We start from the raw sequence: 22491 nt of genomic DNA, 5'->3' as shown, positions 1-22491 counted from the left end.
TAATATGGCGACGGATAATCTTGATATAAAAAAAATAAGCGTTATTGAAAGATTATACTCTCATGCCAAATATTTCCCTAAGAAAATAGCTTTTATTATTTCAGATGGTATAACGGAAAAAGAGTCAGTTAATTATTCTGATTTAGTATTTAAAATACATGTCATTGCTGATATGTTACAAAAAAATGCAATATATATAAATAACCGAGCATTACTTCTTGGTTTAAATGGATTAGATTATATCTGTGCATTTTTAGGTTGTTTAGTTTCTGGAGTCACTGTAACTTCGTTAGTTCCTCTCCCAAATGATGCCGGATTAGAATACATTAAAATAGGAAAAATTATCCATGAAATTAACCCCCATATTATAATTTCAACTAAATCGATAGTAGACTTGATCCAATTAGTTGAATCTAGCGGTACAAAGAAATTTGCAATAGAAAATTTACTTATTCAAGATATCACTAAACGCTCTATTACGCCTGTACCTCCCGATACCATCGCGTTATTTCACTATCCAACAGACATGAATAGTGATTCAAAAATAGTGGCAGTATCCCACAGCAACTTAATGTATAACGCTATAAATCTTCATGCATTACTTGAGTATTCTTCAAATTCTAAAACAGTAACTTGGTCACCACGCCACTATAGTCGAGATATCTTACAAACAGTATTTGAAGGAAGCTCGATGATAATAGTTTCACCTAACACCATCCTCACCTACCCTCTTCGCTGGTTACAGATAATATCGCATTACAAAGCTGATATTTGTACCAGTCCCAACTTGGGTTTTGAATTATGTGTTAGATATTATGATTACGATATATGCCAGAATTTATCGCTAGATAACTGGCGAGTTGCGTATGATAGTGGTGAACCAACCAGAGCTGACACAGCAAAACGATTTTGTGAATTATTCTCACCTCATGGATTTTCACCACTAGCCTTCACACCTGCCTACGGAATACTTGACTCAACAATTGCCATTGCTATTAAGCCCTATAATTCTTTATCGGAAGTACTGACATTTGATTCTGAAGCATTGGAAGCTAATCTAGTTATTCAAACACATAGCGACGATGGAAAGCAACTCGTTAGCTATGGTAATTTGGTTGCTGGAGATGTTATCATTATTAATCCAACAACAGTAATTCCTTGCTCAGAAAACGAAGTGGGCGAAATTTTGGTTAATGGGAAATCAATCCCTACACGCTACTGGGACGCTAACAAGTTAAAAATTATCTCATTTGAAAGTGAATTTTCTAACATTAACAGTAACTTCTATTATGCAACAGGGGAGCGGGGATTTTTTTTCAACAATAATTTGTTTTGCTTAACGGATACTACCGAACAATATGCGCCAGCATCTCTTGAACAAGCACGTATTTGGTGTACCAGTCAGTTAATGCCAGAGCTTCCCATTTATAATATTGGCGTCGTATTACATATTACTAGTCCGATAGACGCAGAGATCTTAACTACAAGTTTGGATGAAGTAACCAAAAGACACACTGCACTTCGTACCAAATTCACTATTATTGACGGACAACTTATGCAAAAAATAGTCAATAATACGATGATGAATCATTTATACATTGATGAACAACACACCCTCGAATGTAACACAGAAAAAATAACCAATAAAATAGCTAATGAAGAAATTGCAACAAAGTTTAATTTAGAAACAGATCTTGCCATTAAAAGCATTATCATCAAGTTTTCAAGTTCTAATTATTACTTAATGATATTTATCCAATCAATTATTTTTGATGGATGGTCGTTTGGAATTTTTTTCCATGAAATAATGAGTATTTACAGCGGATTAATACAGAATAATCCAGCTACTCTGGCGCCAGTGAAAATGCAGTTTTCAGACTTTGTAGTAAAACAATATAAAACGTTACAAGAAGGTAAATTACAAGAACTACTTCAATACTGGGAAAATCGTTTACAAAATGTAGAGATCCCATTTGAATTAAAAAAATCTAGCAGTTCTTGCATAAATTTCGATCACACATCTTTCCAACATTTACTAGGCAAAGATCATTTTAATAGAATGACCCTCTTTAGCAAGCAACACAAAATTACTATTTTCAACATTACATTGACGTGCCTAAATATTTTGCTATCAAAATATACTAATCAAAGAGATGTCTTAGTTTATGTCCCCTTCGCCTGCCGTAATAGTTTTAAAAGCCACAAAGTAATAGGCTATTTTTCTAATCTCTTACCGATACGAACTTACATCTCCGCGTCAGATAATTTTCTTACCCTCATGCAACAAAGCGTCAAAAATACAAAAAATGACATTAAATATCAAGATATTAGTTTAGGTACTATTAAAGACTATTTATTTCCAAAGAGGCTCAACGCTCCACTTAGCTATATATTATTTGCCTATCAAAATTACCCTACCCCTCAAGCTGCCAACTCACCTTTCATTATAGATAAAATAATTAGTTATAGTAATCCTGATGAAACTACTTTCAAGGTCAGGATAAATATCATAAATAATGAAGAGCTAGAAATGCGTGTTATTTATGATAAAAACACTTATAGCCCTGATTTTATAGAACAATTTTTAATCGATTATTGTATGCTGCTCGAAGATTTAATCTACCAACCCCATTTGAGGAAGCTATAGTGAGTATCTGGCATTTGATAATCATAATATATGCAATTATAACTGGCTTAATCTGGATTGGTATTTATATATCCACTCTTAAAATAATCCGAAAAATGGATAAGCTTGAAAAACTCACCCTACCAGAACCAACTCAATGGCCACGATTAAGTATCATTATTCCTGCTTGTAATGAAGAAGATATAATTTTACCTGCAATTCAATCTTTATTAGCTAATGATTATCCTGATTTTGAAATAATCCTAATTAATGATCGGTCTACTGACTCTACGCCCGAACTCATTGACCAACTACACCGACAAGATCAACGTGTCGTTCCTGTTCATATTGATCACTTACCTAAAGGTTGGTTAGGTAAAACAAATGCGCTAAATAAAGGTGTTCAAATGGCCAGCGGTAAATGGTTGTTATTTACAGATGCCAGTATACTTTTCAAACAAAATGCGCTTAAAAAAACAATTGCATTATCCGAATTTGAACAATTAGATCATTTAGTATTAATGCCAGATTTATTAGTCAATCCCAGCATTGCCACTAAATTTTTACTTGAGTCCCTCTATAGCACCAACCTCCTATTGACACTACAAACTATTGGATTAAACATTGACAAAAAAAATGGTAAAGGTTTTGGGCTTGGCTGTTTCAACTTAGTTAGAAAAAAAGCGCTTGAAAATTCTGAAGGCTTTGAATGGCTGCGAATGGAAATACTAGATGATTTAGGCTTAGGATTTCTTATGAAAAATTCGCATGCAAAAACCAAGATTATTCTCGGATTAGAGGATGTGTCTCATCATTGGTATTCCAGCTTTAAAGAACTACTTAGAGGCATAGAAAAAAATAGCTTTACTATTTTCCATTATCAATTATGGAGATTTATCACTATCAACAGTATTTTTGTACTCTTATTATTAGGCCCCTTATTCATGTTATTTTTGCCCTACACTATAGTGTATGCCTGGCCTGCGCTAATTTATATTGGTGTGAGTTTAATTGCACTAAAAATCAATTACGTATTTAAAAGATCATGGTGGGCGGCATTTTTTGCACCGCTTGGATTTCTGTTACTCATGTTTAGCATGTGGCGAGCTACTATTTTATTTTACCTCAGAGGAGGCGCATATTGGAGAACGACATTTTATTCAGCGAAAGAACTCCGAAAGAATTTACGCGTAAAAATGTGACTCGATTAACCAGCACGAATTTCAATAAAAATTCCAAGTGAATGTTCATAAGATCCACTTAAGTGCATTTTTTTTGTGGACAACTTTTTTAAGAATATTTACTGCTTGCAGATCACCCTCTTAGTCGACGCAGACTCTGTCCTCGTTTGCTCATAGACTCTGATTCACTCTGTTCAGGTTCAGCACTACTTTCAATGTTCGGTTTCGATTTCCAAACATAAGGATATGACGAATAATGATTCTTATTTGTTTCCTTATCTTTAGTAGACAACTGTGTGATTCCGACTTCCTTATATATTTCCCTAATTTGCTTTTCATATACCACGCATCTTTCTTTAGCTAGCGTAAGTGCATGATAAAATGTCCGCATGTTGGCAACATATGATTCATTTAGACACGTTTTGAGGTAAGCACCGACGAAGGCAGCAGGTTCAGGTATACATGCAGTTTCGGCAATAGCGACCAACGATTTTTGTAAATATTCTTCCATGTATATTACTTGCAAGCGATTCCGTAAGGCGGATGAAACTGATTTGCGTCCAGCAAATGAGCTGGAATTTTGTGATCCAAAAATGACACCGCCCGGTTTAGGTACAAATAGCGATTTTAATTCTTTGTATTCATTGTAGGACAGTGCTTGTTTCAAACCGATGGTTGATGTTGTTCGTGTATTTACCAATGCCTGGAATTTTGCTATGTCACTCATTTGGAGGGAAGCGGAAGCGCCTTGTTCATTGATATAATAGACATCTCCTCCATTTAGGCAGATATAGCTGTTTTTGTAATTGAGCAACTCATCCTTTTTGGGTAATGATGGGAGATAATAAATGTCATTTTCTGCTATGACATTTTCATCCGATAATAATTTCAATAATAGTTCTTCTAATGCTTCATCTAAATTCAGTTCGTCTAAAATAACGGCTGAACCCTCAAGATAAGCAGTGATCAATGTGTCTCTTACCGCATTATCCTTGCTGACAGATAATTCGTAATAATGTTTATTCGTATTATTATTACAAGAAGACTGATGATGGGTGAATCCGTGCTTCTCTAGCACGGCCTTAATTAAATACGATTTCCCTAAACCAGCGTCACCCTCAATTAATACGCCGCGTTTATAATAAAAATCTTGGCTGAGTTTTTTTGCATCCAGCGCTTTATTTCTGATTAATAAACATTGTTCGATACTATCAATAATATAAGATTTTTCATTTGGAATTAAACAGGTATCTGAAACGTGTATTATCGAATGTGGGGGTTCAGGGGATACGCCAAATTTTTCGCAAAGTTCAGCATTAAAATGGTCTCTTTCAGCTGGATAAAAAATAGTGCCTGAAAATTCACTGACACAAATGGCGTATAGTATTTTAGTGATAGTGTCAGAAGCGATAGTACTTTGTTGTAAGTAAATGGCAATGAATCGTTGGCATAAATTCTCTAAATCACGTGTCGAATAAAAATAAGTCGGGTTGCATTTCTTCACCAAATTATACGCTAGCAACATCTCCGTTGACACACTAACCGCCTCTTCATCATTTAAGCATTCTAATAATAAGGGCACTAAAATCTTAAGCTGAGTATAACTGTCAGTGGGCATTTTAAAATAAATGGTTTCCGCATATTGCTGGAATACATCATGATAATATCGATTAAAGGATTCAGGGTTACAGGTGGCGATAATTTTTTTATGCTTATTAATAGAACCTTTCAACCTATCCCAGGTGCCTGGAAGCGCCATGTTTGCTTCATCTAACAGTAAAACGCTATCGTTTAAATCAGATTGCCATGCAGCAATATCGGCTTCACCTTCATAAGGTTCATAACCCATCGCGCGCAGTTGTTGACGTGCGGTACGAGTTTTTCCGACACCGGGTGCCCCTTTAAGCATGACGATGTGAGTGCTATCGTCCTGTAGCAACGCAGATAATTGTTGTTCGCGTTTAATGACCGAGGCGTTGTTTTCCGGTGCGTTGCTTAAAGTAGCAGTGACATTGTTAAAATACTGCCAGGCCAATTCAAGTTTGGATTTTTCAATGGCAGGATAGCCCTGAGTAACGAGTGAAGATAAATCGTGGCCCAGAATCGTTAACAATTCATCCTTCGAAAAACAATTCAATACAGGCCAAATATGTAATTTAAATGTGTCAACCGTCGTTAATGATAACGCATTTTTTAGTTGATTTAATTTATCTCCTCGCGTTGCAAAGGTAATAGTTTCATTTTGAAAGAGTATTTTTGCAATCACATTTAAATACGCATAATCTTGAGTATTTCGCGGGTAATCGTAATGATACAACCCCTTAATAGGGTTATGTGGATGGCGTGGACGTAGTTGAATGGCGCGAATCATCCGTTCAATGCGTTTGAAAGATAAATTACGATCTAAAGGTCTTCCTTCACCACCTAAGGGTAAGTAATGGGCAAATCGATTGAATGCAATGATTTGGTCAAGGTACGGGCATAAGACAGGGTCAATGACTTTTTTATAATCTTCAAGTTCAAATTGAATAGATTGATGCTGATAAACCCCGGTAAGTGTCACGGTACTAGGTTGTATTGAGTAGACTTTTTGATGAGGAGCAAATTCGATACGTTTGCCATCTTTATAATAATAAGCGGGAGCTCCCAAGAATGAATTTAATTTTTGGCACAGACCATACGATAATTCACCACAGGCAATAATAGACTTTCCTTCGCTAAGCGCTTTGATAAACGCTCCTTCAGCCTCAACAAACTCAACCATTCCTGTTTCAATTTGAGGGTTAATGTCTAATTGCGCTACTAAATCGCCATAGGTGGTTTGATGAGAAACATAGATTATTTCAACGGCGTGTGTTTGTTGTTGCGCAATCGTCTTCATTAATAACGAAGCTGTAAAATCAGGGTCGTTACTCAGAATCATATTGCAGTCTAACGGCATTACTTTTAAGGGATCATTTAACGTATTCTTTCGCGGTTGATTTATATTCGTTAAAACGCCCTCGATAGCTGCACCCGGTGCCAAGATAAAACTAAATGTTTTATGACGATAATGTTGCTTAACATAAGCATTGAGATGGTCCCAATCAGATCGAGGGATAATTTCGGTAATATAAAAATAATGTTTTGCATCGTCATATTTATGCAATAAACCCTGCGTGTCAGTTTTGGCTCTTTTATCAGCAATCGCTAATTTTTCAAAGCATTGATGGATATTATGTAAGCCAATATGAATGGGCTTTTTATAGCGGTCTGGCATGCTCTCAGAGAGATTAATGTTGTTTGCAGGGAGATGATTCACTTCATGTTTGAGTGTGACACTAAATGACGAGGGGATAATTAATTTTTCACCGTTATATAAAACATAATCATCATATTTAAGTCGATTTATGAGTTCATCAAATGCGTTATTGTTTTTAGGCGGATTAATGATGACTAAATTCCCCCCTGCTTGAATGGCTTCAACTAATTTTCCTTGGAATAATTCTAGCGAATTTCCGGAAAAAATAATTTTACCTAATACAGATTCGCGCCATTGAACTCTATTGAATAAATTAATTGTGTACTCTATCGGGTTATTATCTGGAATCTGGGTTGATGCAGAAACGATTAATGTATCTGGGAGTGAAAATAATTTGCACCGTGTTAAGAAGGCTGAGCAGGTGGTTTGTAAATCACGAGTGATACCAATCACTTTAACTTTTTGTTTACTAATGGGAGCACCTAAAATGGTGGCGACTTGATCTAAAATACTTTTATAACTGGCCATTTGGGTTGCAGTAAAATTATCCCAATTTATGACCAGAACCCCGCCTTGATTAATTAATTCTTTTAAGGGTCCATCACGTAATAGGCGTTTACCACCACTGATTTGGAAACAGTCAAAATAGAATGCGAAATCTTCCGGCTTATTTATATATAAATATCCCCCCGTGGAGCCCATTTTTTTCTTATGCTGGTGAATTTGTTGGCTAATAACGAAGGGTTGATGCGATTTTTGATATTTAACTAAGGGAACCAAGGGATGATGTTGTAATAATTCACTCCAATGACTGAGTGGACGCGATTCCACTAACTCGCGGAAAAGCGGTAAGTATATTCTTTCTATGATTGCAGAAAGTAATTCATTATTAGATTCGACTTCGGGTGTTAATATTAGTGGTGTCACTACATTATTTGCCATAACGCTATTAAGCTGGGCAGATTCGACTTCACTAAATGCATCTTGGAGCAATTTATCACGCACATTAATGGGGGTACTGTCTAATGTACCAGTTCCACCCATATGGATGGGTAATAGTTGCAGCTCTGTTCCATCTTGTAAGGTAAAAAATGCCAAACAAAAACTATGTTGCTCATTTTCAATTTGTATTAGATTAGCACCTAAGTATTGTGCTAATAGAAGCATAGAAGAGCTACGGTGCCGACACACTCCTCTATTTTCAGCAATAATCTGAAGTAGCGTATTAATAGTGCCATCTTCCACTGCTTCATCTAACTCTACATCTTTAAATTCGATAAAATAGCGTGCTAATGACATTATTTTTTCAGTTAACGATAGGGAATTATGAAATATAAATTGCAATTCTTGAGGTAGCATTGGTTGCGCATCATTAATAAATTGAATAATGTCATCTGATAATAAAGGCTGGTCACAAGGTTTGATAGTGGCATTACGTGGTAATTGTTCATAAATTTTTGTTCTCGAAAATTCATAAATGAAAACGAGATGGGGTATGGGTTTTTTTGCTTTGATATAAAACTGTTTGTGCTTCTCATTCCAATATAAGCTTATATCATCAGAATGGTCTGTCATTAATCGTAATAAAGATTTTTTGCTACCTAGTGCAGTTTTTGAGGGTAATGAATAAAATACATCTGCATCAATATTGTCACCCACTAACCTGCCGATGATAGCATTGTTATCTTGGTGACTAAATAGTGCACATTTATTCTCTTTTGTTGATGGTTCAATCAGAAAATCATGAGGCAGTGTAAACTGATGATCTGTTATAAATTTAAGTTGGTTATCTTGTGAAATTATCCGATCCAATATGATTATATGATAATTATCTGGTTCAGCTTGCTCATAGGGATCAATGAATGTAACTGAAAACTGACCTTGGGCGTGAAACGGAGTAAGGTTCTTACCTGTTTTGTTGTCAGGAATACGTTTATCACGATGCTGATAAATAGAGACGGGACTTCTCTCATTAAATCTTTTTACATTATCAACATCATCGTTGAAATTAGGCGCTTGTTTCAGAGCTGCACGTATTTTTTTAGCTATATTAGTTACATGTTTGTACCTTGATTCAGTCGAAGCATCTGTATATTGGCAATTAGCAGGCAAATTGTAAATAACCTCATTTTGCATCTTAAGCTGCCCCTCATACAGGAATTTTCTTAGGCTAAATAATCGCGTTATCCCCTGTATCCTTAAATGTAGTCCCGTATGATGAATGTGCATATATTTTATATTGATACTATTTTTAATAGTTAAATCAAGGGTATGACTGAATATGCGTATATCTTTTAATTTCGGGCAATAGTTGCTCTTGACCTGTAGTATTTTATTTTGAAGTACGCAATGAACATCTAAATATTTTAGATTGGGTAATTTTTCAGTGTTAATGATTTCAAAGTTTCCCGTGACACTGAGGCTTTCTAAATTAATGTTGTTAGATAGATCAATGGCAGGTTGCATTGTCTCGATATATATATGTTTAATATATTTCAAAAATGAGAAATCGAGAGTATTTAACTGTGGGCAAGAAGTTATGATTATCGATTCCAAATTTGGCATTACTGTTAAATCAATATTTTTTATTTTTTTGCAATTAGTGACTTCTAAGACTTTTAAACCATATAATATGTCATCCCCTATTATAGTTTCACAGTCGGAATCTGTTATTGTGAATTCTACTAATGCTGGTAGCAATGACAAATTAATTATATTACTTCTTCCTTGAGCAATCGAGATTACTTGTAATAACGGGTAGTTACTAATTTTCAATGATTCTTTGCTACCATTACTTAACACTAACAGTTTAGCGTTTGGTAAATCAGCTATACAATCTAAGTTGTAAGAAGAGAGCTTTATTTGTTGTGAAGATAGTGGCTGCAGATTATTATCATTTAAACTTATTGTTTTTGGTACATTATTAAAATTTCCCAGGATGCAAACGTTATCAGGATTAGGTATCTCAAACTCTGTTAAATTAACACAATTCATGATATCAATTTCAACAGGATTTTCGATTCTGCCATTCACTATCATAGATTTAAGATTTGTTATTTTTGATAGCTGTATATTCGAAGTTATAGTGGTAACAGTTAGTTCATGTAATTGTGTATGCCTACTTAATAATTCGATGATACTTGCATCTAAATTCTGAATAGTTAGTTTATTCAAACTTGGTTTTATTATGTTAAGTATCCTGGAAACTTTTTGATAATTTAGATTGGCTAATTTCAAGGTTTTTAGGGTCAAAACACGTAATTGTTCCTCGCCTATCAGTTCAAGTTGACCGCTATTTATACACAGCGCCTCTAGCTGCTTAGCGTCCGCTATATCTAAGGTAAATGATTGTAATTCATGTGGTATGTTTAATGTTGTTAAACTTCCTGGCACTTTGAATTCGGACAAGCCTTCAGCATTTGTGAAATAAATAGTTTTACGCGCTTCAATAGCTTTATTATTGTTATTATTTCGCATGCACAGTATAGCAGGACCCACATAATGCTCAGTGGAAGGAGCATGGGTTATTTCTAAAGAGTGCAAATAATCATCTATTTCCAAATATGACAACGTTGCGTTCTGATCAAATATAATCGATTTGATAGGTACGTTCTTTATTATTAATTTCTTTAATAAGTGACAGCTTCTTAAATCAAGTTCTAAATCATTGCCTGCTGAATTACCTTGTATGTCAAGTTCTTCTAAGCTATGGCAACAGGTTAAATCAATCTGCTTTAAACTACTCTCCGATATCGTCAACCGACGAAGTTTGCTGCAAGCCTGTAAATCCAATATGTTTAAGTTAAAATATTTGACAGTTAATTCTTCAAGAATATTATGTGGACTACTCATTAAATTAATATGCTGAACTTCTCTCCGACCTGGATCAGACGCAATTGTTATTTGTTTGTATCTATCACACATAATGTTTAATGCATAATTGGATTTATGCTTAGTTACATTACCGATAATTGCATCATAACAACCACCGCTATTGATATAAATATTTATAATTATGTGAGCTATATTAGGCAGTTTTTTAACGAAATCTATTTCTTCTTGAGTTACAGATAGAATATTATATATATCCACGCACGTTAATTTTGAAACATCAATGTTTTCAAAATACTTGTCTAAATCGATATAGGATAAAGGTAGAGTTAAAGTACGACTGGATATTTTTAATATACTAATTAGATTTGTATACTCTGCATCATCAATAATTTTTATGTCATCAAATGATTGTCCTTGGTGTGACAAAGCGTGTTTGACATCTTCTCCTTTCATTGAAGTGAGTTGTTGACGAGTTTGCCACAATTGTGCTGAATTACTAATAGGTTTTGACTCAGCAAATCTAACATTTTTTCCAAGCCATAAATAAACTTCAATCGATGGATATGTTAATAATTGATTTATGAAAGAATACATGACAGGGTCAGGTGGCGTATCTCGAAAGAGCAAGCTACTGATTATTATTTTCGTTTTGGCATTACGCTGGGGATCGCCCTCTTGCATAATCCATGCATTAGAATTGTTTTCAATTAAGCCTAACCATGAATCATAATAGCTGTCAGGCCCAGAAGCGTGATAACTGGTTGTAATTTCAGAAACATTACTGTTGCTTTTTATTCTTAACGCTTCATCAATAAATTTTTTGGTGTAAAAAGGCATCGGAGCTATTCCTAAATATCATGAATTAGGCGCGAAATTAAGCATATTTTAAGTATAGGTGGCTATTGTTAACACTATATTAACAAAAAGCATTTAAGCCCCACTAAGAAGCAATTAATTCGAAATTCGACCCTATACCAAGGACCTATTAAAAAATATTACTAATATGATGAAAAAATAAGAAGCTTATGAAGAAGTGAATATTATATCGTTATGAAGATAGAGCGATTCCATTGAAATAAACAATGGGTCAATAAAGAGGGTACAACATCAGTCGCCTTTTTTCTAAACCCTATACTTGCTCAAGAATGCTTGTCACGATTAATCTAATCTGAAAAATCTAGTGCCCTGTAAGCTATCAGCTCCAATTTTTTATAATTTATTAATAGAGGATAGGATAGCACACGACATATTAATCCGAATTAGTTATCAAATTTAAAAAAGTCTGCTAGTCTCCCTCAGGAACGCCGCTATGAAAACGAAAGACAGCGTCTTTTTCCAGGATAAGTTTTGCTTCATGTTGGCCGAAAAATAAGATCCGCTCATCGAGCTTATCTTCTGCAAAGTGCGCTGCAAGCAGTAAATATTCTTGGAAATGCCTTGCTTCCGCCAAATAGAGTTTGCGGTAAAAAGTAGCTAATTCCGGTTCAAGATAATCCGATAATAGCCGGAATCGTTCGCATGATCGAGCTTCAATAAAAGCGCCTAAGATAAGTGAATCAATCAGTTTCATAGATTCATAGGGAGTGACCAATTGGTATAAGGAGGCGATATATCTCCCGGGTTTTAATTGGCGGAACCTTTCTCCCCGCCCCTCAATAATGACAAGCACTTGTTCAAAATGGCGAAGCTCTTCCCTCGAAAGCCGCGACATTTTGTGAAGTAATAATGACTTATTGCTATAACGATTGATCAGGCTCAACGCAGTTGCTGCGGCTTTTTTCTCACAATGGGCGTGATCGAGTAACAGCAAGGGGATATTATTTAACGCTGCTTTAAGCCAGGAGTCAGGGGTTTCACACTGGAGAAAAGTATCGATGGTATAATTTACCATAAGCCCTCTACTGTGTTGTTTTATACGCTTGCTAGTGTGTTATAATTCGTTAAAAGGTCATGAAAAAGGTTAATTATGGCATCCACTTATGCAAGATTGTTTTTAGGTTTTTCACCGCCGGTCAGTCAACAGATTGTAGAGGACTCACGCCAACCTTCCTCTAAATCGGTGGACATACTCGATATCACTATCCTTAATCAAAGCCAAATTGATCAGGCACTATCGCATCCGCAAAATAAATATTTGAAAGAAATAATTAGCGGTCCCTATGTTGCGTTTATTAGGGCGGACCGAAAAATTATACAAGATAAAGATTCGCTTGAGGAACAATTTCCTTTCGTTAATGTTACGTTAAGCGACCTTGAACAGAAAAAGAAAGAGACAAAATCTGAAGCCACCAAAAAGGTGCTGAGCAATATTCAAAGTTCTCTCAATCAACAATGGAAATATCTTCAAACTATTAACGATTCGGTAAATCACCAACACTCTCTTCTAACAGAAACTGAAGCATCATTCAAAATAGTCAGTAAACATAACAGCGATTGGCAGCAATACAGAGAAAAACATTTAGACAAGCTGCGTGTGGAACTTGAATCTCTCCATATTCCCGAAGAGGAAATAAACAATCTATTAAGACAAGACTTACAATATACCATAGACAAATTTACTGACCGGGTTATCGTTACTCAAGACCTGCCTCCTGCTAAGCTAGAAAGATTGGTTAAACTTGACCACCCGGACTTTGCTACCTACTTCAAAATGAAAGCCTATTTGGCTATTAGATCAGTATTGCCTTCTTCTGAGAGAACCCCGCAACATATGGAAAAGCTAGAAGACTTTTTCAAGCAAGCAGCGCATGAAGCTGAACAACTCCATCATCAACAAACTGATGAAATAAAAACGCTTCAAATTCATAAAATTGAGCCAATCTTAGAAGTTGCACAAGAGAACCATAACATATTAGTGAGAATGAGCACTGATCGTTTAGAGCAAGTTAAAAGCGTTACCAATCTTGAAGACATTAATGCAAAGGTGGAAGAAGCGATACAGCGTGCTCCCGCCAGCTCGATGGGACCTCGATAACTCCTACGTCCCCGTTATCGGTTGAAAATTGTTTCCGGTGTGAAATAAATTTCAGGAAAAAAAAGACTAGGTTAAGATAAGCGGAAATTAAACTTCATTATAGATCTCAACTATTTGTCCATTCACGGTCGTAGAACCAGATTTTGCTTTATCGCTGCGTAATCCATGCAACTTATCCAAATAGGCTTCATCCACCCCCCCAGTAATATATTTACCCGTAAAAATAGAATCTTCCAGGTGCGTTATTTTGGGATTACAGATGTGAACCGCGTCATAAAGATCTTTGAGGTCTTGGAAGATGACCCAGTCGGCCCCGATAATTTCAGCTATTTCGGAAGGTGTTTTGTCATGGGCAATGAGTTCATCAGTAGTGGGCATATCGATACCATACACATTCGGAAATTTCACTTCAGGCGCAGCAGAAGCAAAATAAACTTTCTTAGCGCCTGCATCTCGTGCCATCTGAATTATTTCTTTTGAAGTGGTTCCCCGAACAATAGAATCATCCACCAACAAAACATTTTTATTTTTAAACTCTAATGAAATTGGATTAAGTTTTTGACGGACCGATTTTCGACGCTGGGTTTGACCGGGCATTATAAAAGTACGTCCCACATATCTATTTTTGACGAAACCTTCCGTATATTTAACCCCTAACATTGCGGCTAAAGGTAAGGCGGCTGTCCGACTGGTATCTGGAATGGGAATCACTACATCAATATCGTGATCGGGAATTTTTTGCATTATTTTTTTTGCGAGTAGCTCTCCCATCATGGTACGTATTTGATGAACATACACGCCATCAACAATTGAATCGGGCCTGGCTAAATAAATATATTCGAAAAGACAAGGCGATAAAATAGGTTTACTCGCGCATTGCTCGCGAAATAGTTCGCCGTTTTGTGAAATGAAAACTGCTTCACCCGGTTGAATGTCATCTTGCAATGTATAACCCAATGCATCTAAGGCCACACTTTCAGAGGCGATCATATACTCGGCCCCTAATTCAGATTCCCGCTTACCCCAGACAGCAGGACGAATTCCATAAGGATCTCGAAAACCGACGATCCCAAAATTTGCAATTAAAATGACACAAACATAGGCGCCAATGCATCTTCTGTGCACTGCCTTTATGGCAGTAAAAATATCTTCAGGTTGCAAATTAATCTTTCCTAACCGCTGCAACTCATGCGCAAAGACATTGAGCAGCACTTCCGAATCAGAATGCGTATTTAAATGCCGCAAATCGGCTTCAAGTATATTTTTTGTCAATTCTTCCGCATTAATTAGATTACCATTATGAGCAATAGCTAAACCATAAGGTGAATTGACATAAAAGGGTTGCGCTTCTGCCGCACTCCCACTCCCTGCCGTAGGATAACGCACATGCCCGATGCCCATATTACCTTGCAAACGTAGCATATGCTTTGCATGCAGCGCATCTCTCACTAAGCCATTTGATTTTCTTAATGCTATTTTGCTGTCCTTGCTAGTCATAATTCCTGCTGCATCTTGGCCACGGTGTTGCATAGCCGTCAATGCATCATAAATATCTTGGTTAACATTATTTTTTGCTACAGTACCAATCACTCCACACATCTACGAACTTCCCGGTTGAGGTTTAGCAAAGTAATGAGAAAAGCCATTAACATGCAACGGTATAAATTGCTGCAGCCAATCAGAAACGCTATAAAAATAAGGAATCAACTGCGAGGCCTGCCACCACGATTCTTTAACGGCTGAAGTCATTTTTGCAAATAAAATAAAGATGGCAATCAAAAGCACACCGCGCGCAAAACCAAAAATCATTCCAAGTATTCGATTAGTACCGGATAATCCAGTACTGCTAATAAAAACTCCCAGAAAATGATTAATCACCGACCCAATAATCAGAATAAGAATAAATACAATCAAAAAGCCAATAATTAAGCGCAGCGAAGGGGTGTGGATTAATCTAGATAATAGCATTCCTACCCGGCCTGCTGATTGGAAGGCCACAACGGTAGCCACGATCCACGTCAATAATGAAATTGCTTCCGCAATAAATCCACGCATAAGGCTTATTAACGTAGAGAATAAAATGACAACGATTATAAAATAATCAACCCAAGTCAAGGCATGTGTAGCGAGTTGGTTCATGGATTCATCTTCACTATGACACCGTGTATATCCAATGATTTTTCAATTTTCATCATCATTATTTCTGCACTATGACGCTCAGCCTCAAGACCAACAAACACCTTGGTGATCACATTGTTTGCAGACTTAGTCGTTTTTACATAAGTGATATAGCCCTTAGTTTTTAACTGCTGTACTAATTTGGCCGCATTCGCTTTATTCGTAAAACTTCCCAGTTGCACAGCCCAATTTTTCTCGAGTGACTTCGCTTGTTTTTTAACTTTTGTGAGTTCCGCTATAACAGGTGTTTTAACTTTTTCAAAATCAGGGGTTTTAAATTCTTTTGGCGGAGAAGATTTTGCCTTGGCTTTTTGGTGAATGATAGGTACAGGTGGTGGCTCTGTATCAGGCGCGGTATGCACAATTGAATTTTCAATATTGCTTATTTTTGTAGGGTTTACTTGCATGATTCGTTCGGAATTATCATCGATTTTTTTCGCGGGAGAGCTCGGGTTTACAATGGGTGCACTTTCAGGAGTGTCAATTTTATCTGCAATGGGCTTTACCATTTGAGGCGCTTCGTCCAGCATTTCTGGAAAATCATTCGTCGCCAGTTTTTCTTTTTTACGACTATTTTTTTGTGGTACCAATGAGGATTGATTATTGGTAAATAACCATGGAAGGATAATCATCGCTAGAAATAAGAGTACGATTCCGCCCACAATACGCTGTTTTAATTGACCCGTCACGTTCACCTCTTTTTAAACTATTCACTACATAAATTAACTTGAGAAGACAATACTGATAAAACTTCAGCCACGGTATAAAATGATCCGAACACAATGATTTTATCATTAGTGGTTGCATTGTTCGAGGCTGCATTAAATGCACTCGATATAGCATCATAAGTATAACAGTTTACATTTGGAATATCCTTGAACGACCGAGCGAGTAATGTTGCTTCTGCCCCTCTTTTTACAGACAGCGTTCCCAAATGCCATTCTTGAATCAACGGAAATAAGGGCTGCAGAGTGGCGGATATATCTTTGTCAGCCAACATGCCTACGACGCCTATCAACCTTCCGTTATGGTTTAGCTGATTTAGATTATTCGCTAACATAGCTGCCGCAGCTGGATTATGAGCTACATCTAAAATGATCTTCCCTATTTTTTGAAAACGCCCTGGTAATGCTGCTTGTTGTAATCCCTCCCTAACAGCGGCGAAGGAAACGGGTAATCGCTCCTGCAGTTTTGAAATTACCATCAAGGCAATGGCTGCATTAGTGAGAGATAACCTAGGGATGGGCAGATGTTCAAATATTAAATCAGTTGAATGCCAAGACCAACTGTTATTATCGCGTTCAAAGCTAAAATCTTTACCTATGCAATAGAATGGACATGCCAAATCGCGAGCGCGTTGTTTCACACTTTCAGGAGGAAACAAATCGCCACATATAGCAACTTTAGTGGGTTTAAAAATTCCGGCTTTCTCATAGCCTATTTCTTCTCTAGTTTCACCTAACCATTCCATATGATCCATATCCACCGAAGTCACAACAGCAATATCGGCCTCGACAATATTCACTGCATCTAAACGTCCGCCCATCCCTACTTCTAAAATGAGCGCGTCAAGTTTAGCCTGTTTGAATATCCATAACGCCGCTAAGGTCGTAAACTCAAAAAAAGTAAGCACAACGGTCTGTCGCGCCCGATCAATTACTTCGAAAGCATCACTTAATATTTCATCTGTAACTGGCTGATCATTAATACAAATTCGTTCATTGAAGTGAAGTAAATGCGGAGACGTATACGTACCCACTTGATAACCATTTGCTTGCAAAATGGAGGCTACAAATTTAACCGAGGAACCTTTGCCATTAGTGCCCCCAATTAAAATGACGGGACAAGAAAAATGACTCAGATTAAGGGAAGCGGCAATCGCACGAACTCTCTCTAATCCCATAACAATTGTGTGAGAATGCAGCGACTCTATTCTAGATAACCATTTTTCGAGTGTCATAAGTTTAAATTAAATAGTTTCATTTTCGGGAAGATTCACAGCATGCTTATGGGTTAGTTTGGCAAGAAGTTTTGCAATACGGGTTCGAAGATCGCGTCTGTCAATAATCATATCAATAGCGCCATGTTCCAACAAAAACTCACTCCGCTGAAAGCCTTCTGGGAGTTTTTCACGCACTGTTTGCTCAATAACTCGCGGCCCTGCAAAACCAATTAACGCTCTGGGTTCTGCGATAATAATATCCCCCAACATCGCTAGACTGGCAGAAACGCCCCCGGTAGTTGGGTCTGTCAACACTGATATAAAGGGAATACCTTTTTTCGAATTGCGCGCTAATGCTGCGCTTGTTTTCGCCATTTGAAAAAGAGACGTTAATCCCTCTTGCATACGCGCTCCACCACTAGTTGAAAAACAGACCAGGGGGATTTGAGAATTAAAACTGGCATCGGCAGCTTGAACAAATCGCTCTCCTACTGCACTCCCCATAGAGCCACCAATGAAATCAAATTCAAAAGCGCAAGCCACTACAGACATTCCAAAAAGATAGCCTTGAAAAACAATTAAGGCGTCTTTTTCGCCCGATTTTTTCTGTGCAGCGATTAATCTATCTTTATATTTTTTAGTATCACGAAACTTTAGGAAATCAACGGCAGTAACCTCTGTAGCGAGTTCAATTTTATTTTCAGGATCTAAAAACAACTCCAGACGGTCACGCGCCTTGATACGCGTATGAAACGAACATTTAGGACACACTCCTAAATTTTTGGTTAATTCAGCCGCATAAAGAATAGCATCACAACCTGGACATTTCGTCCAAATTCCTTCTGGTACACCCTTTTTCTCACTTGATACTGTGCTAACTTTTGTAGGAATTAATTTTTTTAACCAGCTCATATTGTCCCTTATTCAACTGTGATCAACATTTGGCATATCTGCTACTTTGTCAATTGAATGATTTCTTTATAAATTAATTGATTGCTATCTGGCAACGTAAAATCAAGTAGTCGTTGACCCAACTCATGTTTGTTTGAAAAAACTTCTTGGATCATCGTAAGTAGACTATCGCCAGTTAAGTTTTCTTCATAAAGCACATTGCTTAACCCTCGTTTAGCAAAGTAAGCCGCGTTTATTATTTGGTCCCCCCTGCTCGCTCTTCTGGACAAGGGAATTAAAATATGAGGTTTGCGTAATTTGAGTAGTTCATAAAGTGAATTAGCACCCGCTCTTGAAATCACCAAATCAGAACAGGCAAAAAGATCAGCAAGCTCATCATTTAAATATTCAAATTGTCTATAACGATCATTGTTATAGTTATTATCTAATTTTCCTTTACCACAAATATGCGCAATTTGATAAGTGCTCAGCAATTTGGGCAAAATAGTCCGAATGGTTTGATTAATGATAGCGGCTCCCTGGCCTCCCCCTAAGACTAATAAAACAGGATCACTGCCAAATTGACAAAAATTTCTGCCCCGCTCTGGCAAACCTTCCAGAAGTGAGTCTCGTATAGGTGTGCCGGTCACCACAATATTACGTGAAGTAATGTGTGCAGCGCCTTCTTCAAAAGTGACACAAATCTTACTGGCAAAGGGGAAGCTTAATTTATTGGCTAATCCAGGCGTCAAATCCGATTCATGAATTACCACGGGTATGCGATTGAGCCAGGCGCCAACCACAATGGGAAACGCTACAAAGCCTCCTTTGGAGAATATAATATTGGGTTTTAATTTACGACAGAGGAAAAATGCTTGAATAATCCCTATTAATATCACAAAAGGCTCAGTGAACGTTCGCCAGCTGAAATATCTTCTTAACTTACCGGCCGCAATACTGTAATAGGAAACTTTAAGGTGTTGAATAATATCTTTCTCAATACCTCTTTTAGAACCTGCATAAGCAACATTCCAACCCGCAGCAAGAAATTTATTGATTAGCGCAATGTTTGGCGTTACGTGGCCGGCACTCCCGCCCCCCGTAAATAAAATTGTTTGCATCGTTCAACCCTATTCTATTTGCTTGGATTTTATCAAGATATTATCCATTAAAGAAAGGACTTCTAAAATCACAAGGAAGCGCATAATGATCAGGATAGCGCACACCCGTTAAATAAAGCCCAAAAGGCGGCGCTGTTTTGCTTGCTAGGCTTCTATTTTTCACGCTAATCAGTTCTTTGCACCATTCGGTTTCTTTTCTGCCTTCTCCAATTTCAATGAGTACTCCCGCGATATTCCTGACCATATGATGTAAGAAACTATTTGCAATAATATCAAGGATGACAAGTTCATTGCGTCGCGAGACATTTACCGCAAATACATGCCTCTTGGGCGTACGCGACTGGCAATCTGCGCTTCTGAAAGAAGAAAAATCATGTTCTCCAATTAAAAATTTGGAGGCAGCGTCCATTTGGGTTTCATCCAGTGAACGACGCACCCAGGTAGTCATTGAAGAATACAAACTTGAACGAACATCATTATTATAAATAAAATATTGATAACGCCGAGAAATTGCCGAAAATCGAGCACTGAAAGCCTCATCCACAACTTGAGCCCATTTGACACTTATGCTACGTGGTAAGTAGCTATTAGTACCTTGAATCCAAGCCCTGAGATCGCGTTCTGCACTTGTTTCAAAGTGCACGACTTGATTAGTGGCATGCACCCCCGCGTCGGTTCTCCCAGCACAAATCACTGTGACAGATTCAGCAGCCACTTTTGAAAGAGCATTCTCTAACGTTCTTTGGAGCGTTATTAAATTTTCTTGAATCTGCCAACCATGAAATCCTGAGCCATTATATTCGACTCCTAATGCAATTCTCATTATCTCTGATTCATCTTACCTAGCAGATCCCGCGCGCCTTTTTTTTGTTCTTCATTGCCTTTAGCCAAGACTTCTTTAAGAGCTACTTCAGCTGCTGAATAGTCTCCCATATCAATATAGGCACTGGCCAAATCAAGTTTACTCGGAATACTTTCCTTACTTCCCATATAATCGTACTCGTCTTTTCGGGCAGTCGCTGTGGCTCGGGGACGAAAAGATCGTTTGAGTAAATAGGATAAAAGTATCAAGGCTAGCAACCCTAAAGATAATCCTATCGCATTTTTTTTCAGTCCATCAATAATCATTTTGGTAGGTAAATTCGATCCACTGGCTTTAGTCTTGTTAGTCAACTGAATAAATTGATAAGTAAGTGTCTGAAGATCTTTATTAACTTGGGTAACACTGGTTTGTAAGGTTCTGGTTTGTTGTTGCAAATTAGCTAACTGGGTATTTGTTTCTACTTCATATTTTTTAGTTTCTGCGATGAAGCTATCCATTTTTTCGCTGGCCGCAGCATCAGTCACTTTGTCATTAGTACTCGCAGTTTCCTGGACTTTACTTTCTGTTGGGGTCACTGCTGCAGTTGGAGCTGGCAGCGATGCGTTTGATGCTTGTTGCCCATTTGCTATTTCTATTAAAGAACTCGCAGTTGCTTCGGGAGCTTTTTTTATGTGTTTGGGTTCTGGTTTTTCCGGTGTTAAAGCGGCAACGGGATGAATGGCTGCTTCATGGCGAGCATGCTTAAGATGCGCCGACTTTGTAACTTTCGCAGCAACATGTGACGATTTCGGGTAATTTCCCAACCATTCTCTGTTTTGTTGATTAACAATATGCACGGCATTCAGGTGACTAATTCTTGCGACTTCTTGAGGGCCGGGAATACGTAACTGATACCCTGACTTCAACCCATTAATATTGTGGTGATTAAAAGCAGACGGGTTTGCATCCAGCAACGCTACCATCATTTGCTGCACACTGAACACAGGAGCAGGTCTTACTCGAAGAGCAATTCGATAGAGATGCTCATTTTCAAGGGTAGGGCCATAAATATGCCAACTTGAATATGCCATGCCCGAAGTCGTAATTAATAAGGTCAATAACAGGCTATGTATAATTTTTCGCAAGGGATTTACTCCTTCCAGTAAAAGGATGTAAATCATAGCGGATAAAGCGCTAATCTTCTAGTTCTAAGACAAGGGTTTAGCGAGGACGTGGTTGGGGGGACTCGTCAGAAACATCTAGCAACTTTTGTTCTCTACTAAGTTGTAAATCTTGGGGTAATCCCTTAGGGGAGACAAACGGGGGCCTGCCTACAGCGGATAACTTGACCGTATTGATATCTTCGCTTTGACGCGATCTGGCTAACGCTTTTTCAGCTAAAGAGCTGAGAGATTTTAAAGCGGTTAGAAGAAAATTAGTGAATCGCTGCGCCACTTCAAGCTGCATGCCCTTAGTCATTTCCAAGATATCTTTAGTCATGAAATTCACCTTAATTTAAAAACTTACGTTCTTAATATAAAGATATCAAATGAAACTTAAAGAATCCTTAACCCTCTGAAAATAGTAAAACTTTCCTTTCTACTGGACAAAAATTGGTTCTACTTACGTTGTACCGTAACCCACTCCCCCACGTCGTCCCGCGATTTATTCGCGGGATCCAGCCTCGGATCTGGATCCCGC

General features: G+C 37.4%; 14 protein-coding genes. 3 read left to right on the top strand and 11 right to left on the bottom strand.

What is annotated here, in order from left to right; genetic code table 11:
• The first annotated feature begins 4 nt into the window (after positions 1-4).
• Positions 5-2647 carry an AMP-binding protein gene (locus H0U71_03040; GenBank protein ID MBA2654027.1) on the top strand — a complete coding sequence of 881 codons (2643 nt, stop codon included), beginning with the start codon at positions 5-7 and terminating at the stop codon, positions 2645-2647.
• Complete coding sequence (locus H0U71_03035; protein MBA2654026.1) at positions 2647-3828, top strand: glycosyltransferase; 1182 nt, start codon at positions 2647-2649, stop codon at positions 3826-3828. Before H0U71_03040 ends, H0U71_03035 begins: the two co-directional genes overlap by 1 nt.
• Before the next feature lie 112 nt (positions 3829-3940).
• Here H0U71_03035 and H0U71_03030 read toward each other — a convergent pair whose 3' ends face one another.
• Both H0U71_03030 and H0U71_03025 read right to left on the bottom strand, forming a co-directional pair.
• Positions 3941-11719, bottom strand: coding sequence for a hypothetical protein (locus H0U71_03030; protein MBA2654025.1), 7779 nt, complete (start codon positions 11717-11719; stop codon positions 3941-3943).
• 448 nt (positions 11720-12167) lie between these two features.
• Positions 12168-12773 (bottom strand): tRNA-(ms[2]io[6]A)-hydroxylase, encoded by a 606-nt coding sequence (locus H0U71_03025; GenBank protein MBA2654024.1) that lies wholly within the window; start codon positions 12771-12773, stop codon positions 12168-12170.
• A 75-nt stretch (positions 12774-12848) separates the two neighbouring features.
• Between H0U71_03025 and H0U71_03020 the strand changes: the two genes are divergently transcribed.
• On the top strand, positions 12849-13856 hold the full coding sequence (locus H0U71_03020; GenBank protein ID MBA2654023.1) for a hypothetical protein: 1008 nt from the start codon (positions 12849-12851) through the stop codon (positions 13854-13856).
• Between the two features lie 87 nt (positions 13857-13943).
• On the opposite strand, the gene purF is transcribed toward H0U71_03020, so the two are convergent.
• The 9 genes from purF to H0U71_02975 all read right to left on the bottom strand — a co-directional run bounded on the left by purF (position 13944) and on the right by H0U71_02975 (position 22290).
• Positions 13944-15455, bottom strand: coding sequence for an amidophosphoribosyltransferase (gene purF / locus H0U71_03015; GenBank protein ID MBA2654022.1), 1512 nt, complete (start codon positions 15453-15455; stop codon positions 13944-13946).
• Entirely contained in the window at positions 15456-15995 is a 540-nt protein-coding gene (locus H0U71_03010; GenBank protein MBA2654021.1) for a CvpA family protein, read from the bottom strand.
• Positions 15992-16723 carry an SPOR domain-containing protein gene (locus H0U71_03005; protein ID MBA2654020.1) on the bottom strand — a complete coding sequence of 244 codons (732 nt, stop codon included), beginning with the start codon at positions 16721-16723 and terminating at the stop codon, positions 15992-15994. Before H0U71_03005 ends, H0U71_03010 begins: the two co-directional genes overlap by 4 nt.
• Before the next feature lie 17 nt (positions 16724-16740).
• Complete coding sequence (gene folC / locus H0U71_03000; protein ID MBA2654019.1) at positions 16741-17994, bottom strand: bifunctional tetrahydrofolate synthase/dihydrofolate synthase; 1254 nt, start codon at positions 17992-17994, stop codon at positions 16741-16743.
• 9 nt (positions 17995-18003) lie between these two features.
• Complete coding sequence (locus tag H0U71_02995; GenBank protein ID MBA2654018.1) at positions 18004-18888, bottom strand: acetyl-CoA carboxylase carboxyltransferase subunit beta; 885 nt, start codon at positions 18886-18888, stop codon at positions 18004-18006.
• Between the two features lie 41 nt (positions 18889-18929).
• Entirely contained in the window at positions 18930-19988 is a 1059-nt protein-coding gene (locus H0U71_02990; protein MBA2654017.1) for an undecaprenyldiphospho-muramoylpentapeptide beta-N-acetylglucosaminyltransferase, read from the bottom strand.
• Positions 19989-20028: 40 nt separating this feature from the next.
• Positions 20029-20811, bottom strand: a complete 783-nt coding sequence (gene truA, locus H0U71_02985; protein ID MBA2654016.1) for a tRNA pseudouridine(38-40) synthase TruA — start codon at positions 20809-20811, stop codon at positions 20029-20031.
• Positions 20811-21935: a hypothetical protein gene (locus tag H0U71_02980; protein ID MBA2654015.1), complete on the bottom strand. Its 1125-nt coding sequence runs from the start codon at positions 21933-21935 to the stop codon at positions 20811-20813. Before H0U71_02980 ends, truA begins: the two co-directional genes overlap by 1 nt.
• Before the next feature lie 76 nt (positions 21936-22011).
• Positions 22012-22290 carry a hypothetical protein gene (locus tag H0U71_02975; GenBank protein ID MBA2654014.1) on the bottom strand — a complete coding sequence of 93 codons (279 nt, stop codon included), beginning with the start codon at positions 22288-22290 and terminating at the stop codon, positions 22012-22014.
• Positions 22291-22491: the final 201 nt, after the last annotated feature.

Source organism: Gammaproteobacteria bacterium (genome assembly GCA_013697705.1).
Classification (GTDB): domain Bacteria; phylum Pseudomonadota; class Gammaproteobacteria; order UBA6002; family UBA6002; genus UBA6002.
This window is presented reverse-complemented; position numbering and strand designations above follow the sequence as displayed.

Coding starts and splice junctions, on each gene's coding strand:
- H0U71_03030 (MBA2654025.1), bottom strand. CDS start 11,719: ATGCCTTTTTACACCAAAAAATTTATTGATGAAGCGTTAAGAATAAAA.
- H0U71_02990 (MBA2654017.1), bottom strand. CDS start 19,988: ATGCAAACAATTTTATTTACGGGGGGCGGGAGTGCCGGCCACGTAACG.
- H0U71_03025 (MBA2654024.1), bottom strand. CDS start 12,773: ATGGTAAATTATACCATCGATACTTTTCTCCAGTGTGAAACCCCTGAC.
- folC (MBA2654019.1), bottom strand. CDS start 17,994: ATGACACTCGAAAAATGGTTATCTAGAATAGAGTCGCTGCATTCTCAC.
- H0U71_02975 (MBA2654014.1), bottom strand. CDS start 22,290: ATGACTAAAGATATCTTGGAAATGACTAAGGGCATGCAGCTTGAAGTG.
- purF (MBA2654022.1), bottom strand. CDS start 15,455: ATGTGTGGAGTGATTGGTACTGTAGCAAAAAATAATGTTAACCAAGAT.
- H0U71_03010 (MBA2654021.1), bottom strand. CDS start 15,995: ATGAACCAACTCGCTACACATGCCTTGACTTGGGTTGATTATTTTATA.
- H0U71_03020 (MBA2654023.1), top strand. CDS start 12,849: ATGGCATCCACTTATGCAAGATTGTTTTTAGGTTTTTCACCGCCGGTC.
- H0U71_02995 (MBA2654018.1), bottom strand. CDS start 18,888: ATGAGCTGGTTAAAAAAATTAATTCCTACAAAAGTTAGCACAGTATCA.
- truA (MBA2654016.1), bottom strand. CDS start 20,811: ATGAGAATTGCATTAGGAGTCGAATATAATGGCTCAGGATTTCATGGT.
- H0U71_03040 (MBA2654027.1), top strand. CDS start 5: ATGGCGACGGATAATCTTGATATAAAAAAAATAAGCGTTATTGAAAGA.